At 38.4% G+C, this 21158-nt stretch carries 17 protein-coding genes; 5 read left to right on the top strand and 12 right to left on the bottom strand.

Annotation, left to right across the window (positions count from 1 at the left end):
- Positions 1 to 176: 176 nt before the first annotated feature.
- Positions 177 to 1382 carry a pyridoxal phosphate-dependent aminotransferase gene (locus ACFFUE_RS06875; RefSeq protein WP_376833864.1) on the bottom strand — a complete coding sequence of 402 codons (1206 nt, stop codon included), beginning with the start codon at positions 1380 to 1382 and terminating at the stop codon, positions 177 to 179.
- A 111-nt stretch (positions 1383 to 1493) separates the two neighbouring features.
- Between ACFFUE_RS06875 and fmt the strand changes: the two genes are divergently transcribed.
- Positions 1494 to 2441 carry a methionyl-tRNA formyltransferase gene (gene fmt, locus ACFFUE_RS06870; RefSeq protein ID WP_376833862.1) on the top strand — a complete coding sequence of 316 codons (948 nt, stop codon included), beginning with the start codon at positions 1494 to 1496 and terminating at the stop codon, positions 2439 to 2441.
- Positions 2442 to 2584: 143 nt separating this feature from the next.
- On the opposite strand, the gene ACFFUE_RS06865 is transcribed toward fmt, so the two are convergent.
- Positions 2585 to 4405: a phage tail-like protein gene (locus ACFFUE_RS06865; RefSeq protein WP_376833860.1), complete on the bottom strand. Its 1821-nt coding sequence runs from the start codon at positions 4403 to 4405 to the stop codon at positions 2585 to 2587.
- Positions 4406 to 5101: 696 nt separating this feature from the next.
- Between ACFFUE_RS06865 and ACFFUE_RS06860 the strand changes: the two genes are divergently transcribed.
- Complete coding sequence (locus tag ACFFUE_RS06860; protein ID WP_376833857.1) at positions 5102 to 5755, top strand: ComF family protein; 654 nt, start codon at positions 5102 to 5104, stop codon at positions 5753 to 5755.
- Between the two features lie 4 nt (positions 5756 to 5759).
- On the opposite strand, the gene upp is transcribed toward ACFFUE_RS06860, so the two are convergent.
- From upp to folK, 6 genes are all read right to left on the bottom strand, one after another.
- Positions 5760 to 6410, bottom strand: a complete 651-nt coding sequence (gene upp / locus ACFFUE_RS06855) for a uracil phosphoribosyltransferase (RefSeq protein WP_376833855.1) — start codon at positions 6408 to 6410, stop codon at positions 5760 to 5762.
- A gap of 205 nt (positions 6411 to 6615) precedes the next feature.
- A complete protein-coding gene (gene der / locus ACFFUE_RS06850) occupies positions 6616 to 7926 on the bottom strand; it encodes a ribosome biogenesis GTPase Der (RefSeq protein ID WP_376833853.1) in 1311 nt (436 codons plus the stop codon).
- 466 nt (positions 7927 to 8392) lie between these two features.
- Entirely contained in the window at positions 8393 to 10294 is a 1902-nt protein-coding gene (locus ACFFUE_RS06845; RefSeq protein WP_376834290.1) for a RecQ family ATP-dependent DNA helicase, read from the bottom strand.
- Positions 10295 to 10355: 61 nt separating this feature from the next.
- Complete coding sequence (locus ACFFUE_RS06840) at positions 10356 to 11846, bottom strand: OmpA family protein (RefSeq protein ID WP_376833851.1); 1491 nt, start codon at positions 11844 to 11846, stop codon at positions 10356 to 10358.
- Positions 11847 to 11891: 45 nt separating this feature from the next.
- Entirely contained in the window at positions 11892 to 13358 is a 1467-nt protein-coding gene (locus ACFFUE_RS06835) for an OmpA family protein (protein ID WP_376833849.1), read from the bottom strand.
- Positions 13355 to 13768, bottom strand: coding sequence for a 2-amino-4-hydroxy-6-hydroxymethyldihydropteridine diphosphokinase (folK, locus tag ACFFUE_RS06830; protein ID WP_376833847.1), 414 nt, complete (start codon positions 13766 to 13768; stop codon positions 13355 to 13357). Before folK ends, ACFFUE_RS06835 begins: the two co-directional genes overlap by 4 nt.
- A 50-nt stretch (positions 13769 to 13818) precedes the next feature.
- On the opposite strand from folK, the gene sppA reads away from it, so the two are divergent.
- The gene (gene sppA, locus ACFFUE_RS06825) at positions 13819 to 15570 is read left to right on the top strand and encodes a signal peptide peptidase SppA (protein WP_376833845.1); all 1752 of its coding nucleotides are present in this window, start codon (positions 13819 to 13821) and stop codon (positions 15568 to 15570) included.
- A gap of 182 nt (positions 15571 to 15752) precedes the next feature.
- On the opposite strand, the gene ACFFUE_RS06820 is transcribed toward sppA, so the two are convergent.
- The gene (locus ACFFUE_RS06820) at positions 15753 to 16409 is read right to left on the bottom strand and encodes an NAD(P)-dependent oxidoreductase (RefSeq protein ID WP_376833843.1); all 657 of its coding nucleotides are present in this window, start codon (positions 16407 to 16409) and stop codon (positions 15753 to 15755) included.
- Between the two features lie 95 nt (positions 16410 to 16504).
- Positions 16505 to 17083 (bottom strand): Crp/Fnr family transcriptional regulator, encoded by a 579-nt coding sequence (locus ACFFUE_RS06815; protein ID WP_376833841.1) that lies wholly within the window; start codon positions 17081 to 17083, stop codon positions 16505 to 16507.
- Between the two features lie 103 nt (positions 17084 to 17186).
- Between ACFFUE_RS06815 and ACFFUE_RS06810 the strand changes: the two genes are divergently transcribed.
- Both ACFFUE_RS06810 and ACFFUE_RS06805 read left to right on the top strand, forming a co-directional pair.
- Positions 17187 to 18461 carry a cation:proton antiporter gene (locus tag ACFFUE_RS06810; protein ID WP_376833839.1) on the top strand — a complete coding sequence of 425 codons (1275 nt, stop codon included), beginning with the start codon at positions 17187 to 17189 and terminating at the stop codon, positions 18459 to 18461.
- Positions 18462 to 18524: 63 nt separating this feature from the next.
- Positions 18525 to 18974, top strand: coding sequence for a hypothetical protein (locus tag ACFFUE_RS06805; protein ID WP_376833837.1), 450 nt, complete (start codon positions 18525 to 18527; stop codon positions 18972 to 18974).
- Positions 18975 to 19047: 73 nt separating this feature from the next.
- Here the strand turns inward: ACFFUE_RS06805 and ACFFUE_RS06800 are convergent, their stop codons facing one another.
- Together ACFFUE_RS06800 and porN are read right to left on the bottom strand one after the other, a co-directional pair.
- Complete coding sequence (locus ACFFUE_RS06800) at positions 19048 to 20076, bottom strand: NAD(P)/FAD-dependent oxidoreductase (protein ID WP_376833835.1); 1029 nt, start codon at positions 20074 to 20076, stop codon at positions 19048 to 19050.
- A 142-nt stretch (positions 20077 to 20218) separates the two neighbouring features.
- Complete coding sequence (gene porN, locus ACFFUE_RS06795) at positions 20219 to 21151, bottom strand: type IX secretion system ring subunit PorN/GldN (RefSeq protein ID WP_376833833.1); 933 nt, start codon at positions 21149 to 21151, stop codon at positions 20219 to 20221.
- Positions 21152 to 21158: the final 7 nt, after the last annotated feature.

Genomic DNA, 21158 nt, shown 5'->3' with positions numbered 1-21158 from the left:
TTGAAATTTCTATCGGTGAGGATAAAAAAAAGACGCGTCTTTTTTCAAACGAGACGCATCTTTTTTTAAACGAGACGCGTCTCTTTTAGCATTTTGTTACGATAAAAAAGAATCTCTACTTCATAATCTGAGTTAAAGTAATTGTTAATAAAAAAAACGAGCCGAAGCTCGCTTTCTTATAATCCAAATTCTGCTCTATATTTAGGTAGGGCATCACTAAGGAGCTCTACGCTTCGTTTCAGGTCTTCTTCTTTCAGAACATAAGCAATACGCACTTGCTTCTTGCCAAGCTCTGGATTGCTGTAGAAACCCGTCATAGGAGCTACCATTATGGTTTCGTTGTTATTAGAATATTTTTCCAATAGCCATTGTGCAAACTTATCAGAATCGTCTATTGGTAACTCTACACCGCAATAAAATGCACCTTTAGGTTTAGGGCAAATCACCCCTGGAATGGCATTGAGTAAATCCACCAACAAATTTCTGCGTTTGGTATATTCCTCTCTCACGCTTCGGATGTAGTCGGTATCATTTTGATGGGCTGCAGTAGCGGCGATTTGTCCCAACAATACAGGGCTTAATCTGGCTTGAGCAAATAAAATAGCAGCATTGCGAATGGCTACTGAACGGGTGATAAGGCAGCCTATTCTTACGCCACACATAGAGTATCTTTTAGATTCAGAATCGATAACAATGGCGTGGTCTTTCAGTTCTGGAAACTCCAAAATGGATACTTGTTGCTTACCATCATAGACATACTCACGGTACACTTCATCTGAAATGATAACAATGTCGTGTTTTAGGGCAATATCTGCCAGCTGTTTTAGTTCTTCTCTTGTGTAGAGGTAGCCCGTAGGATTACCAGGGTTACAAATGATGATAGCCTTGGTTTTTGGTGTAATTTTCTTTTCAAATTCCTCTATTGGAGGGAGAGCAAAGCCTGTATCTATGGTAGAAGGCACTGCTACTACTTTTACATTGAAGGTATTGGTAAATCCGTTATAATTAGCATAGTAAGGTTCTGGGATAATAACCTCATCACCATCATCACAAAGGGTGGAAATAGCAAAATTGAGAGCTTCCGAACCGCCGTTGGTAACAATGAAGTTATCTGCTGTTAAATCCGTAAAACCTAGAGAATGGTAATAGGTTTCTAATGCTTTTCGGTATTCCAGATTGCCTTCAGAAAGGGCGTATTCTAAAACTTTTAGATCTATGTTTTTAATAGCATCTAGTGCAGTTTGTGGTGTTTCAATGTCTGGTTGTCCAATGTTGAGGTGATACACTTTAATTCCTTTCTGCTTGGCTAAAAGTGCGTATGGCACCAGCTTTCTAACGGGAGATGCAGGCATTTCCTGCGCTCGTAGTGATATTTTCGGCATAGTTTTCAAATTGTAATTGCACAAATGTAAGAAAAAGGAACATAGCTTCAAAAATCGGAGTTGAGTTTTATTTCGTTTGAATTTTACAAAAGATAAAAATATCTTTGCACTATGAAAGCATTAAAAGTTGTATTCTTCGGAACACCAGATTTTGCCAAAGCCTCTTTGGAAGCCATTCATCAATCTCACCACGAGGTGGTAGGCGTGGTAACGGTAGCCGATAAAGCCAGTGGCCGAGGGCAGAAAATCCATCAATCTCCCGTAAAAACCTATGCCGTGGAGCAAAATCTACCCGTTTTCCAACCCGAAAAACTGAGAAACCCCGAGTTTTTAGAAAGCATCCGAGCTCTCAATGCAGATGTCTTCGTGGTAGTGGCATTTAGAATGATGCCTAAGATTTTATTTGAAATGCCCCGACTAGGAACCTTCAACCTCCACGCCTCTTTGTTGCCAGATTATCGAGGTGCTGCTCCCATTAATTTTGCCATTATCAATGGTGAGAAAACCACGGGCGTTACCACCTTCTTCATCAATGAGAAAATAGACGAAGGCAATATCCTCCTGCAAGAATCTACCGAAATTCTCCCCGAAGATAATGCTGGAACGCTTCACGATAAACTGATGCACATCGGCTCTCAGCTGGTAGTAAAAACCCTTGATGGTCTCGCCGATAGCAGTCTAGAAAACCAGCCACAGCCCGAAGTAGCTACACCTAAAAACGCCTTCAAAATTTTTAAAGAAGATACCAAAATCCGCTGGGAACAACCTTCGGAAGTGGTGCATAATTTCATTCGGGGAATGTCGCCGTATCCTTGTGCTTTCACGCATCTCAATATCGGGGATGAGAGAAAATCGCTCAAGGTATTCTCGGGCAATGCCCACCTTGCCCACCATTCACACCCAGCAGGTCATTTGGAAATATCAAAAATTTCTTTTAAAATCTTTACACAAGATGGCTACTATGAGCCTACGGAAGTACAACTGGAAGGAAAGAAAAGAATGAATACAAAAGATTTCCTCAATGGCTTTAGAAATTTTGATGATATTACAATAGGATAAATCAATTCAAAGCGAGGCTGTCCGAAAAACTTGACCAACCGTGTGAGAATTGAATATTTGAATACCCTTTGTGGAGAAGGGTACGAGCAAAATTATCAAAAAAAGGGCTGTCCAAAACTTTTCGGACAGCCTCATTTGTTTTTCTATTTCAAAAGTTTTTCTAGTTTCTCTAAACGAGCCTCTAATTCTTGGTTTTTCGCTTTCAAGCCTTCGTTTTCTTTTCTCAAAGTTTCGATTTCTTGTGCTTGAGTTTTGTTGGTTTTATCTTGCTCTATGCTATGAAGATAAAGTTCCTCGATTTTCTCTACGTTGGTCAATTGCGTTTCCATAAGGTCTATATACCCTTGGTTTTTTATCTCCGCTGCAGATTTATACCCTGGCAAGTGTCCGTTGGTTTTTACAAAGTCCTCTACTTGGCTTAAAGACTTGAAAGTATAATCTGCTTTGATGTCTGATACTCCATCGTAGTATTTTTGGAATACATAATCTGGGAAGATGGTTGCTCCGTTTGACCCTTGGAACGAGGTTGCTTTTACCATACCGGTATCTGTGATAGACACTGGTGCTGTTGTACGGTCTGTTCCTGCTGAGTTTACTGCTAATTTTACTGAAGTATTGGTAGCATCTTCTACCCATTTAAAAACAGTGGGAGCAGTAGTAGATGTCCCTACTTTCAACACACCATCTGCATCTACTGTTACCACTCTATCTGCTGTGGCTGTAGCATCCGCTAAATCTCCAAAACGAATTTTTCCTGCTTCTGTGTGGATAGCTCTATTGATTCCTGTTGCTCTCGATACATTTCCTATATAAAGTCCATAGTGGTTTGTGAAAGAAGTACTAGATTGATCAATATACCCTTGAATACCATCATATCTTACACCAAATAAATTTTTTATATTTCCTCCAGAATTTTGATGAAGTTGAACTTCATATCTAGCAGAACTTACAGTCTCTACTGAAGCTATCGTATTTGGTAATATATGTATAAAAGTTTTCTCTACTCCAAACTCCCCCATATTAGCAACTTTAGCCCCTAAAGAGAATACATTATACATTGTATAAGATTTACCTGAAATATTTGTTAAATCTGTATTCAAAAGGGTCTCGTTCCTTACAGCAGAAGAATAACCAGTAACATTACCTTTCAATATAGACAATGTATTAGTATTAGCAAAAAGATTAGATGTATTCAAGTCATCTGCTTTAACAGCATCAACACTTGAAGCCACTACCCAATTAGTTGGAGCTAGATTTGTTGGAGATATATAAAGAGAGATTCCTTGTGAGCGTGCACTTATCCTTTCGGTCTGAGTTTCATCTATATTAAAATCAACAACTCTTCCTCTTTTTGTGGTATTTCCTGTCAAAGCTTTTGAAGATACATATAAATGCTCTTTCACTCCTATAGAAGATATATCTCTAAGAACATTTGAATTACTATTTGTATCATATATTGTTCTTTGTCTACTATCTCTATTAATATATTGCCCTGTCAAATTATCATAAAAAACTTCATTTATAAAGCCTGTATTTTGCCCACCTCTCTTCAGGTTAATTCTATTGGTAGCAGCATCGTATACCCATTCTGCATCATTGGTATCTGTATCTAGATGCTTTACCCATTGTGTACCATTGTAATGGTAGAAACCTACAGCATCTATTTTTGCTACTCTTGTATCCGCTGCTGTATCTGTACCTGTAGTGTAGGTAGTAGCCTCATTTACATAAACTAATGTAGAGGTCTCTGGGCTAGCCATTTTCGCTACTCTCTCTTTGCTCAATCTTGGGATTAAAAGCCCCTCATTTGTCGTTCCTGTGAGGTTAGTTGCAGTAGGCTGAACCTCCAATGTTGCTTTGGGCGTCATTGTATTAATCCCTACTTTGCCTAAATGTTCTGTGTCTGTCTGGGCGTTAGCATATCCTACTGCCAACATTCCCACAAAAATCAATGATTTTTTCATCTCTTTTTTGTTTTAAAAAATTAATAATTAAGTTATTATGTTGTTGTTTGTTAATATTTTTCTTTATTCTTGTAAAATCAATCCCACATAGACATCTCTGCACACAACTTTTATTAAACATTTTAAACACGAACGAAAAATCAGATTTTTCCTTCTCGAAATGTCCATTAGTGTGGGATTGATTAGTTTTGAAAAGGGAAATATTTCCCCGTTTATATTCCGTAAAAAATAGAAATCCTAACGCCTCTAACCCTTTTATCATATTTTTTCCCTTTAGGAAACAGAAGGCTGAAGCAAAAAGGAAACAAAAAAATCCCAATGCCGTTTTCAGAGAAAACCACATTGGGATAGCATAGTTGTCCAAAAAATATTTTTTGGACTGATTTGTTATTTCAAAATTATTTTTGTAAAATACGCACAGGCACGCGTCTATACTAAGGTATAGCGACGGTGAGTCTGTGTGTGTGTGTGTGTGTGTGTGTTTACACAATTATCTGAAACTACCAAATTATTGAGGTAGTTTTTTACATTTTTTTGCTGTAATGTGTGGATGTTGTGTGTCATAAGAATGGGGCAAAGGTAAGACTTTTTTGGAAATGAGCAAATTAAATTGTCACTTAATTCTACTTGGTAGCACACACTCTTTGCACATTATTTTTCATTAACTTTATCACATTCAAAAAATAAACAACTAGAATGCTACTAGACCTGCTTTTGCCCAACCGATGCCTACACTGCAACCTCATCATCGCTGGTGGTGATGTGGTGTGCGAAGCTTGCAAACAACATATCAATTTCACCCATTGGGATTTCAATGGCAACCATCTTCTGAAACAAAAATGCCAATTGCTTTTCCCAACAGAGAACGCATTTGCTCTAATGGCTTTTGAAAAAGAAGGTCTCAGTAGAAGCATCATTCACAGTCTGAAATACAAGGGTAGAGAAAACATTGCAGACCATATTGCCCAATGGACAACAGAACATCTGGATTTTCAATTCTCAAAACCTGAACTATTGGTAAGTGTCCCTTTACACCCTAAAAAACAAAAAGAACGAGGCTACAACCAGCTGCATCGCTACATAGAGCTGCTATCTGCACATTATGACATCCCCTACCATCATACCTTGCTAAAACGAAACCAATACAAAAAGGCTCAAGCCCTCAAAAATAAAATCCAACGCTCCCAAACGGAGCAACTATTCTCCCTTACGGAACCCATACAAAATACCCATTGCCTACTGATAGATGATGTTTTCACCACGGGCAACACGCTAAATGCCGCTGCCTGGGAACTTCTGAAAGACCGTAGCAATAAGATAAGTATTTTGGTAATGGCAGTGGATATGTAAGTATTTACCTCTGCAATTTTTCTCCGTAAGACAAGTCGCCTGCGTCACCCAGCCCTGGGGTGATATAGCCTTTCGGGGTAAGGCTAGCATCTACGGCACCTATCCAAATCTTCGCTTCTGGAAAGGCTTCCTGAATGGTTTTCACACCTTGCTCACTAGCGATAGCCGCCACGATATGCAGCTGCGATGGCGTACCGTGATTGAGCAAATCTTTCAACGCCTCTACCAGACTGGCTCCCGTTGCTAGCATTGGGTCTGCTACAATAAGCGGTCTGCCATCAATATTAGGACAAGTGAGATAATCTTGCTTAATGGAAAAATAATCATTGGCATCGTGTTTTCTATAAGCCGCTACAAACCCGCAATCGGCTTTATCGAAATAATTCAAAATTCCTTGAAATAAAGGCACTCCCGCTCTAAGAATAGTGGTAATCACAGGCTGTACTGCGATTTCTTTCACTTTAATGGTATCCAAAGGCGTGGTGATTTCAATTTCACGATGTTCCAAGCCTTTAGAAATTTCAAAAGCCGCAATCTCACCGATGCGTTCAAGGTTTCTGCGAAACTTCATTCGGTCGTGTTGCACTTCTACATTTCTTAAATCATTAATCCAAGAATTAACTAACGAAAATTGTTCTGATAATATGGTAAGCATTTTAGGATTAGATATTAGAGGGTTAGATATTAGAGGTTAGAGGATTAGATATTAGAGGGTTAGAAGTATTTCTTCTTTCTTCAAAAAAACTCAACACTCAACACTTAACATTCAACACTTAATAATTGAAGGTCTTTTCTCTTTGCTCTTTCTTCTTTCTTCAAAAAAACTCAAAACTCAGCATTCAAAACTTCATAAAAAAACTTTACTTCTGTCTAAAATAAATTTCAATAGGAACTCCCGTAAAGCCAAATTCTTTACGCAACTGATTTTCAGTAAATCGTTTGTATGGCTCTTTTACATACTGAGGTAAGTTGCAGAAAAATACAAACTGTGGCGATGGCGTCCCAAGTTGTACACAGTACTTAATCTTGATGTACTTTCCTTTCAATGCTGGTGGTGGCGTATTTTCAAAGATAGGAAGCATCACTTCGTTCAGTTTAGAAGTTTTTATTTTTTTCTTTCTGTTTTCGTACACTTCCATTGCGGTATCTACGGCTTTCAAAATTCTCTGCTTGGTAAGTGCCGATACAAAAAGAATGGGGATATCTGTAAACTGCCCTATTTTGGATTTGATACTTTTCTCGAAATCTCGCATTGTATTGGTTTGTTTATTTTCTACCAAATCCCATTTGTTCACTAGAATCACAATTCCTTTGCGGTTTTTCTGAGCAATTCCAAAAATATTCATATCCTGACTTTCCCAGCCTTGTGTGGCATCTACCATTATGATAACAACATCAGAATTTTCTATTGCCCGAACAGAACGCATCACAGAGTAAAACTCCAAATCTTCGTTCACCTTAGATTTTTTTCGCATTCCCGCTGTATCCACCAATACAAACTCGTGCCCGAATTTGTTATAAAGCGTTTCTATAGAATCTCTTGTAGTACCAGCAATATCGGTAACAATATTTCTATCGTTATCCAAAAGAGCATTAGTAAGGGTAGATTTACCTACATTAGGCCTTCCTGCAATGGTAATTTTAGGCAAGCCTTCAAAAGGGTCTTTGTAATCTTTGGTAGGAAAATCTTTTACCACATCATCTAGCAATTCTCCCGTTCCTGAGCCTGTGGCTGAAGATAAGGTATAATATTTTTCTATACCTAGGGAATAAAACTCTGTGGCTGCCAATTCTTCTTTAGAAGAATCCACTTTATTCACCACAATATAAGTAGGTTTCCCACTTCGGCGAAGCATCTCGTAGATTTCCTTATCGGTATCCGTAAGCCCCTCTTCCACATTCATCATAAAAACGATGGAGGTAGCCTCATCTACTGCCAACTGCACTTGTTTTGAAATTTCCTCTTGGAAAATATCATCTGTATTCACTTCATAGCCTCCCGTATCTATCACGGTAAACTCTACGCCATTCCAATCGGATTTCCCGTAATGACGGTCTCTGGTAACCCCCGCAGTAGAATCTACAATGGCTTCTCTACGCTCTAAAAGTCGATTAAAAAGTGTGGATTTCCCTACATTAGGACGCCCTACAATAGCAACAATATTACTCATAAAATTTTGTTTGAACACCATTAGCTTTTGCTTTTTTTTATGCCTATGGTGAAGGTTCAATGGGTTACTCGGACCTTCCGAGCCCAAAAATTTTTGCAAAGATAAGGAAAATGAAAGCTTCAATCCAGAGAATATCAAAGAAATAGGTTGAGAGCTTGCTTAAATATCATTTCATCAGGATTTTTAAATGAAAAACATCGTGAGTTGCCTTTCGAGGTTTTCCCGAAGCCCGTTTCAATACTGTGGGAGCATTCGGGAAAAATTTTAACACGAAAACATCGTGAGTTGCCTTTCGGGGTTTTCCCGAAGCCCGTTTCAATACTGTGGGAGCATTCGGGAAAAATTTTTAACACGAAAACATCGTGAGTTGCCTTTCGGGATTTTCCCGAAGCCCGTTTCAATACTGTGGGAGCATTCGGGAAAAATTTTAGTATCAACTATATTTAGAGTATTTTCGATATTGAAACTACGCCAACATATAAGTTCTAAAATCCTGCATCTTGATTTTTTCAGCATCTAATAAATCTATCAAATGTTCTAAAATCTCTTCACGCTTATGAAAACTAAGTTGTACCACAATCTCTTCTATGGTAGAGGGTTTTTCTTGGAGTACTTTAAGAATATTGTGAGAAATCATATTTCCAAAAACCTGAACTTCCTGCTGTTTGCAAACGCTACATTGTCCACAATTTTTCACATTCTTTTCGCCAAAATAAGAAAGAATGAGTTTCATCTTACAATAATGAACATCGGTAGTGAAAAATTTCATTTCTTCCCATTTTTGGATTTTATTCCTCTGAATATGCTCGAAAAGTTGCCAATACTTATTTTCTATCCATAGGCTATTGCGTGATGCTAAAAAACGAACGCTGGCAAGTGAACCATCAATATATTCTAAAACTCCTCTGCTTTTGAGTTCTCTGATTCTCTCCTTGATAATGAGCGGATCTATATGAATTTTATGCCCTAAATTCACTTCGCTAAAATGAATTTTACCAGATGACAATCCCGCCAAATTTCTCAATAAAAGTTCTAGAAAATAAGCATCCTTAGAGGCTAATTGTTCTATTTCCCCTGGGTGTATTTTAAGTTCCAATGTGGATAGGCTTTTATAATCATTCAAAAATATTAACTCCTGATTGTGCAGATAGCTCAATACATTTTTAATCTTAGCCCCAGAGCATTGCGAAAGTTTTTTGAGAAGGTCTATACGAAGCTGAAAACTTTGCTCAGGGAGCTCTCCCTCTGCCACCTGAAACATAGAATATAGCAAGGATATCATCTTGGTAAACTCCTTTTTAGTAGGAATCTGATGAGAAAGAATTTTATCAAAATTGGTAAGTTCCTGCTCATTCCACAGCATATAGACATAGCTCTGCTCCCCATCTCTACCAGCCCTTCCTATCTCTTGATAATAATTTTCTACAGAAGCCGATGGAGATAAATGCACCACAAAACGCACATTATCCTTATCTATCCCCATTCCAAAAGCATTGGTAGAGACCAGAATATGCTGGTCAGAGTCCAGCCATTGTTTTTGTTTTCGGTTTTTTTCTTTAGCCGATAGTCCTGCGTGAAAAAAATCCACATTACTAAAGCCTCTATGGCGAAGGTATTGTGTAAGTTCTTCAGTTTCTTTTCTGGTACGCGTGTAGATAATCCCTGTATGATAATGCTGTGCAATAAGATTTTCTATGTACGAATATTTATCCGAAGTTTTATTAATAATGATATTTAGGTTATCCCGTTTAAAACTTTTTCTAAAAATTTTAGCGTTTTTTAATCCTAATTTTTCTTGAATTTCAACTAAAACTTTTGGCGTAGCCGTTGCCGTAAGTGCTAGGCAAGGAATATCCCGAAACTGCTCTCTAAAAGATTTAATATTCTGATAACTTGGTCTGAAATCTTGCCCCCATTCTGAGATACAATGTGCCTCATCTACCGCAATGAAAGAGAAAGTAATCTCGCCTATCTGTTGTAGAAAAAGGGAATTATTTAGCCTTTCGGGGGAAATATATAGCAACTTCGTAAGTCCTTCTTTGCATTGGCTGTATATGATTTCTGCTTCGGCATCTTCCAATTCTGAAGAAAGATAAGCCGCTTCTATTCCTCTCTGTCTTAGCTGTTGCACTTGGTCTTTCATCAAGGCTAGCAAGGGAGAAATCACAAGGCAAGTTCCCTCTTGAAGAAGTGCTGGTAACTGATAGCATAATGATTTTCCACCTCCAGTTGGAAGCAAAGCTAATGCATCTTGGCCAGATAGCACCATATCTACAATACCTTCTTGTAAATCTCGAAACTGATGAAATCCCCAAAAGTGTTTCAGGGTATCTAGTTTTAATTGCTGATAAGTTTCGCCAGAAATCATAGGGTAAAAATAAAAAAAAGCCACGATAACCGTGGCTTTTAAAGAATAAATTTTTGAAAAATTATTTTGCTTCGAAGTAAACTCTTCTGTTAGCTCTATTTTTCCACTCAGGACATTTAGTCGCTGGGTTACATTCAGGATATCTAAGGTCTTTTTCACCTCTACCTACTGCTTTAAGTTTAGAACCATCTACCCCATTTTGGATAAGATAATTTTTAACATTAGTTGCTCTTCTTACAGAAAGCTTTTGGTTATAATCAGCAGCTCCTCTTGTATCTGTTCCACCAATTACATTATAAGTACCTGCAGAAGAATTGATATAGTTTGCAGCGTTATTCAAAATGCTCTTGTTGGAAGATAAAATTTTATCTGAATTTAAATCAAACTCAATGCCTTCTAGCGTTTTTGTCTCATCAGTTACCAATTTTGTAGATGAATTGGTAGCTGCTGAAGCAATTGGACAGCCATTATTCTCAGCTGGCCCTGGTACAGTAACGCACTTATCATAAAGATCAATTATACTATCAAGGTCTGTATCCAATGCCACACCGGCTCCGTCTACTCTAGCTCCTGCTGGAGTATCTAATTGTCTATCCCAATCATCACATACGCCATCATTATCTGCATCGCCTTTTTTACATACTTCAATATCAACATTTTTATTTTCTAGCATATCAACTTTGTAATAAAGTTCTTGAAGCGGATCGTGCCAGAATAGATGAGACTGATGCTTACCTAGTTTCAAAGTAAGACCTAAGGTAGCATTGAAGAAGTTATCAGATACCTGATCCTCTCTTAAATTTACAGGAGTAGCATAAGTTCCGTCTCCATTGTAGTTTCCTCCTCCATCAAATTCATCATCGCCTGTTACTACATACATTACTCTACCTTCTAAATCCAATCTTCTATTAACTTTGAATTTCAAACCTGCACCTGCTTGTCCGAAAAGTGCATTAAATTTAAACGGTTTAACTTCTGTCATCAATACTTGTCCTCCCAAAGCATCGCTTTCTTGATATGCTCTATAAGCCAATGTACCAACACCTACATAACCGTGAATTGCCCATCTGTATTGGGATTTATTATCCACTCTTCTCAATAAGTTAGATAAATTAACATCTCCTAAAACGGAAATAGCATCATATTGAGTTCTAGCACCTACTCCTCTAAATCCATTTCCAACTGCTGGATTATCAGTTTTAGTATTAAATGCCCCTTGTCTTGTCTCTCCTCTATCATACTGTAACTTCAAACCAAAAACATGAGTAATCGCTTTATCCACACTTAAATATGTAGAATATCCAAATAGATTTTTACCGTTACCATTCTTGATAGAAGTTAGGTCTGATGATTGTACCAATGGTACCCCTGCACCAAATGATACAGACCAATCGTTAAATCTTTTCGATTGCTGAGTAAATGGACTCACATTGGCAGAACCTGATGTAAATGTATTAGGATACTCTCCTGAAGTTGATACTTCTGTATCCTGAGCAAAGGCTACCGCTGGGAAAGCCATCACTAATGCTAAGCTCGCTAAATTTAGTTTCATAATATGCGCTTTTCTTATTTTCTTTAAAATTGTTAATTTTTTATTTTATTTCTGCTGGAAATAAACCCTTCTATTAGCTTCATTTTTCCATTCTGGACATTTGGTAGCTGGATCACATTCTGGATACTTCAAATCACTCTCTCCTCTTCCCTCTGCAAGAAGCATTCCAGAAGGCACACCTTTATTGGTAAGGTATTTTACAACAGCGTTAGCTCTCTTCTGAGAAAGTTTTTGATTATAAACTTCTGAACCTCGGGTATCCGTAGCTCCAATGACCAAAAACTGACCATTACCATCTAATGTTTTTACTATCTCAGCTGCGTGATCTAGTTTTTCAAAAGATTGAGGACGAATAACATCACTATTCAGTGCAAACTCAATACCCTCAAAGTCTCTATTGATAGCTTCTATTCTAGTTGTGTAATCTAAAGTAGGAGCTGGAGCTGCTTCAACTGGACATCCATTATTTTCTATAGGACCTGGAACAGTAACACACTTGTCGTAAAGATCAATCACCGTGTCTAAATCCATATCCAATGCTACACCCGCACCATCTACTCTTGCTCCTGCAGGAGTATCCAATTGTCTATCCCAATCATCACATACGCCATCATTATCACCATCTCCTTTAGTACATACTAATAAATTCGGGTCTGAATTTTCTAAAAGATTAGTTTTATAATATGCAGCTTGTAAAGGATCGTGCCATCTAAGATGAGAAATATGCTTTCCTAATTTCACAGACACACCAAGATTAAATGTCCACATATCATCTGTATATGAATCATTGATTAGGTTATATGCAGGAACAGCATCTCTTGTCCATCCTCCACCATCAAATTCCTCATCTCCACTCTTAATATACATTGTACGAGCTTCGATATCAAATCTTCTAGATAATTTATACTTCAAACCTACTCCTCCCTGATAGAAAAATGATGCAATACCTAATTTTTGCTCTATCTCTACTGGATATCTACTTGCTTGGTTATTATCAGTAAGATGAGTATTATACCCCATAAAACCAATACCTGCATAACCGTGTAACGCCCATCTGTATGGGGAACGATTATCTACTCTCCTCAAAAGATTAGAAAAATTTACATCTCCTAAAAGGGAAACATTGTGAAACTCTGTCCAAGCATCAGCCACACCAGCTTTTATACCAGCATCACCTGGCAGTTGACCTTTTTGGTTGGTTTTACCCATCTGGTACTGTAAACTAAGCCCAAACGTATGCGAAATCTGCTTATCAAGGCTGATGTAAGCATTCCATCCCCAATTGATTTTACCTCCGTGAAAAGATGTAAGATCTGCTCTAGTCATAAAAGCAGGACCTACCCCAACAGATATTGCCCAATCATTAAATTTTCTGGCTTTATTATCAAATATGTGAACATCTGATGAGCCAGAAGTGAAGGTGTTAGGATACTCGTTATTAGCAACTGCAACGCTATCTTGTGCATACATTGCTATTGGTAAAGATAATGCTAACAATAAATTTAACTTCATAATTTATGTTTTTTCAAATAAACTTCATTTATTAATTCTTGTGAAAAATCTCTTTCATATTTATGTTTAATATGAGGTATTTGAAGTCTTTCACTACAAAATACAAGATTAGAAAACTCTACTATATCAATATCAATTATTCTATCTTGATAACCTCCAATCACCTTTGAATCCTGAACTCTTCCCATTTCATACTCTATCTTTTTAATGATATTCAAGAGTTTAGTTGGAGAAAGCTTCGTCCTAATCTGAACTGCAAAATTAATAAAATTATTAATACTAGCAAATTCTACTGGCTTTGTTACCAAAAATTTACTTTTTATTAATACCTCTCCTACATTCTCTTCAAGCCTTTTTACAGCTTCTTCAATGTTTTTTTTTGCATCCCCTAGATTACTTCCTAGTAACAAAATGACCTCATTGTGCGACATATTGTATCAAATAAAATTAATTTAGATTTATGAAAAGTTTTTTTAAAAATGTTTTGGCAAATATAGTCGCTATTTTTTTAGTTTTCTTTGCCGGATTCTTTTTCTTTGTAATGATGATGATCATCGGAAGTATTGGTGGTGATAACATCAAAGTAAGAGACAAATCCATTCTTACGCTTACTCAGAATACTAACATCACGGATAGCCCTCTGGAAAGTCAACCTGATTTTTTATTTGGTGATAATTCCGTAAGTAATGTTATGGCGTATGATATTGTAGAAGCCATCAAGAAAGCAAAATCTGACGACAAAATCCAAGGCATTAGCATCGAAAGTGATTTCATTAATGCGGGGATTATTCAACTTTCTGAGGTGCGAAATGCCCTAGAAGATTTCAAAAAAAGTGGAAAATTTGTGTACGCTTATGGTAATAATGTATCGCAATCGTCCTATTTTCTGAGCTCTGTGGCAGACCAGTATTTCCTCAATCCCGTGGGAATAGTAGAGCTAAAAGGACTTTCTACGGAGGTAGGTTACCTTAAAGACCTTATGGATAAATATGGTGTAGGGGTACAAGTTCTAAGACACGGTAAGTATAAATCTGCAGTAGAAACCTATATGAGAAGTAGCATTTCGGAAGAAAACAAAGAGCAACTTTCCACGCTTCTGAATGACCTTTGGGGAGAGATGTCTGCTAAGATATCCAAATCTAGAAAGATGAGCCAGAATCAACTGAACCTCGTGGCTGATAGCTTGTACGGAATGCTCACGGAAAACAATATAGAGCACCGCTTGGTAGATCGGTTAATCCATAAATCTCAATACGATGAGCTTTTGAGAAAAAAACTTAATCTGAAAGAAAAGGACAAACTGAATAAAATTTCCTTTGCAAAATATACGGAGTCTTTCAAGGAAGAACATTCTTCAGATGAAGAAGTTGCCGTATTATATGCTTCAGGGGCTATTTACAATGGGAAAGGCTATGATGGCATTTATGCCGATACTTTCATCAAAGAGATTAAGGAGCTGAAAGACAATGAAGATGTAAAAGCAGTAGTTTTAAGAATCAATTCCCCAGGGGGAAGTGCCAATGCTTCAGAAGAAATCTTAAATGAACTTCAGCTTTTGAAAGCGAAAAAGCCTCTTGTGGTTTCATTTGGAGATTATGCCGCTTCTGGAGGTTATTATATTGCAATGGCAGGAGAAAAAATTTATTCAGAACCAATGACTCTCACAGGGTCCATAGGGGTATTTGGAGTACTATTTAATGTAAAAGATATTGCCAATAGAAATGGATTCCATACCGATGTGGTTTCTACTAATGCTAATGCCAATTACTATTCCATCTTCCAAGGTCTATCGCCTCACGGTGAAAAAATGATGTCTAAAAGCATAGAACAAACTTATTCTACATTTGTGAATCACGTGATGAAAAATAGAAAAATGACCTTTGAGCAAGTGGATAATTTGGGTGGAGGTAGAGTTTGGTCTGGCATTAGAGCGAAGGAAAACGGTTTGGTGGACGAACTAGGCTCTCTGAACGATGCTATTGCTTACGCCTCTAAAAAAGCTGGCTTGAAAAAACATTCTGTAAAATCTTACCCTGCTGAAATGTCTTACATTGAACAACTGATGAAAGATTTCCAAAGCGAAGAAGACCTCGAAATGAAGCTTGTGAAGAAAAAATTGGGCAAAGACCATTATATGCTTTTTAAAACCCTTACCAATACAAGTGCTGAAAATAGAATAATGATGCAGACGCCCTATACTATAAAGTATTAACATTTTTCACCATTAGCAATAAAAATTCCTCCAAAAAACAGCCACATTCAACTCACAAAGGTAACTTTTTAGAGAGAGTAAATAAAAAAGAAGCTGTCCGAAAAGTTTTGGACAGCCTTTTTTGGGTGTTTTTTCTCAAATAGAAGAATTTGCGATCATAAACGCTTCTTTGATATTTATTTTTACGCTTCAGCTACCGTAAATCTTTCAAACAAATGCTTTTTCTGTTCCACATCATCGGCAATGGCACACGCCAAATCGCTTACCGAAATATCTGCGGGTACTCCATCGGCATTGAGTAAAACATCATCTTTTCCTAATCGGTAGTTGCCTGTGCGTTCAAATGATACAGGATTTACCGCAAACATTGCCGCAGGAGAAAGAAATGCCCAATTCACATCGCGGCGAGGTTTCAAATCATTAAGCAAGTTTCGGGCAGCATTGGCACCTGGGTAAATTTCTTTCGGAAACTCTGGTGTATCTACCACTTGCAAGTTCGGTGCTATATACAAACTTCCCGCTCCGCCTATCACCAATAAATATGGCACTTTTGCTGTTTTAGCGGCTTGCAAAATACTTTCGTATCCTTTGGTGAAATCTTCGGCAAGGTTAGGATTTGTCCAACCTGCGTTAAAGGCACTCACCACCGCATCTGTACCTTCCAAATGCTTGTAAAAATCTGAGTGATGAACATCCATCTGAACAGAAACAACATTTTGTCCTGCTTCTATTTTTTCGGTGTTTCGAGCGATGGCAATCACCTCGTGTCCTCTTTGTGCCAATTCTTTTACAGTGGCACTTCCTACTAAGCCTGTGGCTCCTATTACTGCTATTTTCATCGTCTGATATATTTAAAATTTCTGATGCAAAGATAAAGCGATGAAGAGACTAGAAACATTGAACAAGTTCAATAAATGGATAGCGAAAACAACATTTACTTTTCAAAAGCCTTTTTCCTAATCTTGCTCACAAACTCGTGGCTTACCCCGAGATAACCAGCCATTTGCACATTAGAAAGGCGTTTGGCAATGTGCGGATATTTTTCCCAATAGTCCCAATAGCGTTCGGAGGCAGTTTTGCTGAGGTTTTCTATCATACGGCGTTGCAGGGCGATGTGCGTTTTTTTGGTCATTTTGTGATACAGCTCGTGGAGAAACGGAAATTCTTTGAAAGCTTTTTCTTTGTCTTCTTTGGAGATTTGCAAAATTTGGCTATCTTCCAACGCTTGGATATAGAGCTGCGAGGGCGTTCCGTTTTCAAAGCTATCAAAATCGGTTACCCACCAATCTTCGGCTGCGAAAAACAGTATCTGCTCATTGCCCTTGCTGTCTATATGGTATTCTTTGAAAAGCCCTTTTACAACATAGGCTTCGAACCGACACACCTCTCCTACCCTAAGCAGCAAACTTTTCCTCTTGACCTCCACCAATTGGAACAGTTGACAAAATCGCTCTATCTCTTCTTCGGGAGCTGAAATGAATTTTTGCAAGTATCGGGTGAGTTGCTGGTGCATTGTGTAAGATTTACTACAAAGATAGCATTTTATCCCATTTGCCACTCTTCTGGCTTTTATGGTAAGTTTTGATTTCTTATTTTTGTAAAAATCTCTTTTATTAATGGAATTGTATTACACTTTCTCGGTTCTGATTGTACTGGCATCGTTGTTCGCGTATTGGAATGTTCGTTTCCTTAAACTGCCTGGTACTATTGGGATAATGATTATTGCCATCGTAGTTTCTATTGGAATCCGTTTGGTGGGCAACCAGTATTTCCCCGAAACAACCCTGCATTTTTTTGAACTCATCAAGGAATTTGATTTCAATGAGATTTTGATGGGGGCGATGCTCAATTTTCTTCTCTTTGCAGGAGCATTGCATATTAATATTTCAGACCTCAGGGAATACCGTTGGCAGATTCTTACCTACGCTTCGGTAAGTGTGGTGCTTTCGGCATTTATCATTTCGGGATTACTATATTTCACAGCTCCCATCTTGGGCATTCATATTCCTTATATCTATTGCCTATTATTTGGTACACTGATTTCCCCTACCGATCCCATCGTGGTATTGGGTATTTTGAAAGAAGCCAAGGTACCGAAGATGATTGAGACCAAAATCACGGGAGAGTCTTTGTTCAATGATGGCGTTGCCGTAGTAATGTTTGCCGTAGTACTGAAGATTGCCACAGACCATACCTTTGTAGCAGATGTTCCTTCTATATCCAAATTATTCTTGCTAGAGGCAGGAGGTGGGGTGCTATTAGGAGCCTTACTCGGCTTCTCCGCTTCCAATCTAATGAAGAAAATAGATGATTATCAGGTCTCTGTACTGATAACGCTTGCCATTGTTATGGGAGGATTCTTGGTTGCCAAGGCTCTTCACTTCTCTTCCCCTTTGGCAATGGTAATTGCGGGGCTTATCATTGGTAACTATGGCAAAAAGGTAGCAATGAGCGAGACCACCAGAGATTATCTAAGTAAGTTTTGGGAGCTGATAGACGAGATTATGAATGCCATACTCTTCCTCTTTATTGGGTTCCAACTGCTAATGCTTCCCGACTTACAGAGGCAAATCCTACTGGGCGTTGCCACCATCTTTATCTGCCTCATTGCCCGTACACTGGCTATCTTTATCCCTGCCAATACCATTCTTAGAAGGAATACCTATACCAGAGGCTCTCTCATTACTATGGTATGGGGCGGCATCCGTGGGGGCGTATCCATTGCCTTAGTAATGTCTATCCCGTACTCTGCTGGGGAGACCAAAGATGTCCTCCTAGAGATTACCTACATCGTAGTATTATTCTCCATCTTAGTACAAGGGCTCACCGTAGGCAGAGTGGCGAAGAAAGTGCTATGCAATGAAAGCCCTGATAATGTGGAAACCCATTAGAAATACACCTTATACCCCTTTCTACGATTATCTATTCCGAAGGATAAACTAACTTCCCTCCCTATGAAAATTTTTCTACATAGGGAGGGAATTTTTTTTCCACACCGACAAAGATTTTTTTCCCGCACCGATGGAATTTTTTTTCCACACCGATGGAAATTTTCTTCCACACCGATGGAAATTATTTTCCACACCTACGGAGATTTTCTTCCACACCGACGGAAATTTTCTTCCACACCGATGGAAATTATTTTCTACACCGACGGAGATTTTCTTCCACACCGACGGAAATTATTTTCCACACCTACGGAAATTTTCTTCCACACCGATGGAAATTATTTTCTACACCGACGGAAATTTTCTTCTACACCGACGGATTTTTTTTTCTACACCGATGGAAATTTTCTTCCACACCGATGGAAATTATTTTCTACACCGACGGAGATTTTTTTCCACACCGATGGATTTTTTTTTGGAACAAAACCTAAGAATTTCTCCGATACTAACCGATAAAAATTGAAACGAATCTGAACACAATAGCAGTAAAGGCTGAATGAAATTTTCCTTTAATCATTCATATAAGATATTAGGAAAACCGATTCCACCTTACCTCGTTGGGCAATGCTATCCCTTGGGAGATATGCTGGTATAAGACCTCGGAAAAGTATGAGCCATTAAGGACGCCCCTTGCCCCCAGTCCGTTGAAAACATAGAGGTTATCAAACTCAGGATGAGCTCCCATCAGTGGGCGTCTATCTTTCACCGTAGGGCGAAAGCCAAAGTGAACCGCCTCCACCTCATAGCTCGCCTTATAAATCTCGGATAAGCCTCCTATGAGCTGAGCCTTGGCAGACTCGTCCACCTCATTATGGTACTGCTCTCTATCATAGGTGCCGCCATAGTAGTAAGTATCGGCATCCATTGGGAAGAGAAAATGCTTCTTCTTTACCGTGAAAGAATGGTCTATCGGTGAAGATAATTTTACTTTTAGATGGTGCCCTTTGTTGGGATTAACAGGAATTTCCGAGAAGAAAGGATTAGCCTTTACGCCCATTCCTTCCGCAAAAACAATATGCTTATACCGAATATCCCGGTACTTCTGCTCCGAAGGATTCAGCAACGCGTAGTCAAATTTCTCCAAGACCAGATGCCCTTTTTGCTCTAAGTAGTGCATCATATCGCTAAAAAAGTCTGCCACATTGAGCCTTGCCGATTGCATCACGCTTCCCGTCTGATGGAGATTTTCTACCCCCGATAGTGTTTCAAATCGCTGAGCAAGGAAAGGGTTCAGCTCCACCGTTTGGGATTTTTTCAGCCATAGTTCTCGTTCTTTCTCATCGTGGAATATTCTATGGATGTTGGCTTCTATCCAATAATTTTTCCCTGTATATTGCTCTATCTCTGCAAGCGTTTTTTTCAGTCCGTCTATTTGTTCTTGGGCTTTCCAGAAAGTGGTAAATTTCTTTAAAACTACGGGATTGATAATCCCTGCGGAAACCTGCGAAGCACTTTTCTTCCCCTCGGAAAAGAGAAGAAATGTCCTATTATTCTTGATTAATTGATGGGCAAAAAACAGAGCGGCATAGCCATCTCCCACGATGATGTATTCTGGCATAAAATTCAAGGTTTAAAGTTCAATATTGAGGGTTGGAAGGGTAGAGAGCTGAAAGGTTAGAAGATATAGAAGGTTTTCCCTTTCTCCTTTCAGTAAAGGGAATAAACAAAAACCTGAGCTTTTCTACTCAGGTTTTTAGATTTTAATAATTCCACATATCGTTTTCCATCTGTAGAATCTGGGCTTTTAGCCTTTCGCTTTCTTCCAGCTGTTCATCGGCGTTATTAGGGATATAATCTTTAATAACTCCATTACCTAAACCGCTATCCGATTTGTAAATAATCGATGAAAATCTTCTTGCGTTCAGGATATCATCATAGGTAATATCCGATGAAAGGTTTTGATTGTTAAACACCACAGCATTGGCTAGAAGCGGGCGGGCATTAGGATAATACACCCAGAAAAGGTCTATATAATCATCCCCAGAGTCCACCAATTCTCCATCACCGCCTATCACGCCCATTGTCTGAGGGTCTTTCCCCATTGCTGCAATGCCTATCAAGCGGTATTTCATCTGAGCGTCTCTCTTATCTATGTACCACATTCCTTTTATTTTAAGGAGTTTCACATCTTCCGATTTGGTTTCATAGACATCGGTACCTGCTTTTTTATCTGCTTCTGTTACGGTAGCCCCCGAGTTGATTTTATCAATCAATTCATCAGAAACCACCAGTTTGCTGGTTCTTTTCTGGATTTCCTCCATTTCTAGTCTGTTTGTAAACAGCTCATCATCATACACCTCTGCTATTTTTCCAGAGCGAATACCATCAATCAGGATTTGATACAAGGATTTATTCTGAGAAACCAACCCGTCTGAGTTGTGATAAAATGGCTGATTGAGCTTATCATTCATATCAATGATTTCCCAAACTACGATGCTTTTCAAAATATCCTTTTCATCAATATAGCCGTATGGCAGAGGGGTAATTTCTTTGGAGACAATGCTATCTCCTACTTTGATTTGATTTTCCTCTCTTAGCTGGCGAAACTCCTCAGGCGACTTGGCATTGAGAATTGTCTGTGCTTGAGCAAACCCTACTGCTGTTAAAAATATACTAAAAATTAGTTTTTTCATCGATTAA

The sequence above is a fragment of the Bergeyella porcorum genome, from assembly GCF_042427575.1.
GTDB lineage: Bacteria > Bacteroidota > Bacteroidia > Flavobacteriales > Weeksellaceae > Bergeyella > Bergeyella porcorum.
The sequence above is the reverse complement of the archived record's forward strand: the minus strand, read 5'-3'. Positions and strand labels throughout refer to the sequence as shown.

Bases quoted from the DNA above. Each gene is read 5' to 3' on its own strand.
- ACFFUE_RS06875 (WP_376833864.1), bottom strand. From the start codon at position 1,382: ATGCCGAAAATATCACTACGAGCGCAGGAAATGCCTGCATCTCCCGTT.
- fmt (WP_376833862.1), top strand. From the start codon at position 1,494: ATGAAAGCATTAAAAGTTGTATTCTTCGGAACACCAGATTTTGCCAAA.
- ACFFUE_RS06865 (WP_376833860.1), bottom strand. From the start codon at position 4,405: ATGAAAAAATCATTGATTTTTGTGGGAATGTTGGCAGTAGGATATGCT.
- ACFFUE_RS06860 (WP_376833857.1), top strand. From the start codon at position 5,102: ATGCTACTAGACCTGCTTTTGCCCAACCGATGCCTACACTGCAACCTC.
- upp (WP_376833855.1), bottom strand. From the start codon at position 6,410: ATGCTTACCATATTATCAGAACAATTTTCGTTAGTTAATTCTTGGATT.
- der (WP_376833853.1), bottom strand. From the start codon at position 7,926: ATGAGTAATATTGTTGCTATTGTAGGGCGTCCTAATGTAGGGAAATCC.
- ACFFUE_RS06845 (WP_376834290.1), bottom strand. From the start codon at position 10,294: ATGATTTCTGGCGAAACTTATCAGCAATTAAAACTAGATACCCTGAAA.
- ACFFUE_RS06840 (WP_376833851.1), bottom strand. From the start codon at position 11,846: ATGAAACTAAATTTAGCGAGCTTAGCATTAGTGATGGCTTTCCCAGCG.
- ACFFUE_RS06835 (WP_376833849.1), bottom strand. From the start codon at position 13,358: ATGAAGTTAAATTTATTGTTAGCATTATCTTTACCAATAGCAATGTAT.
- sppA (WP_376833845.1), top strand. From the start codon at position 13,819: ATGAAAAGTTTTTTTAAAAATGTTTTGGCAAATATAGTCGCTATTTTT.
- ACFFUE_RS06820 (WP_376833843.1), bottom strand. From the start codon at position 16,409: ATGAAAATAGCAGTAATAGGAGCCACAGGCTTAGTAGGAAGTGCCACT.
- ACFFUE_RS06815 (WP_376833841.1), bottom strand. From the start codon at position 17,083: ATGCACCAGCAACTCACCCGATACTTGCAAAAATTCATTTCAGCTCCC.
- ACFFUE_RS06810 (WP_376833839.1), top strand. From the start codon at position 17,187: ATGGAATTGTATTACACTTTCTCGGTTCTGATTGTACTGGCATCGTTG.
- ACFFUE_RS06805 (WP_376833837.1), top strand. From the start codon at position 18,525: ATGAAAATTTTTCTACATAGGGAGGGAATTTTTTTTCCACACCGACAA.
- ACFFUE_RS06800 (WP_376833835.1), bottom strand. From the start codon at position 20,076: ATGCCAGAATACATCATCGTGGGAGATGGCTATGCCGCTCTGTTTTTT.
- porN (WP_376833833.1), bottom strand. From the start codon at position 21,151: ATGAAAAAACTAATTTTTAGTATATTTTTAACAGCAGTAGGGTTTGCT.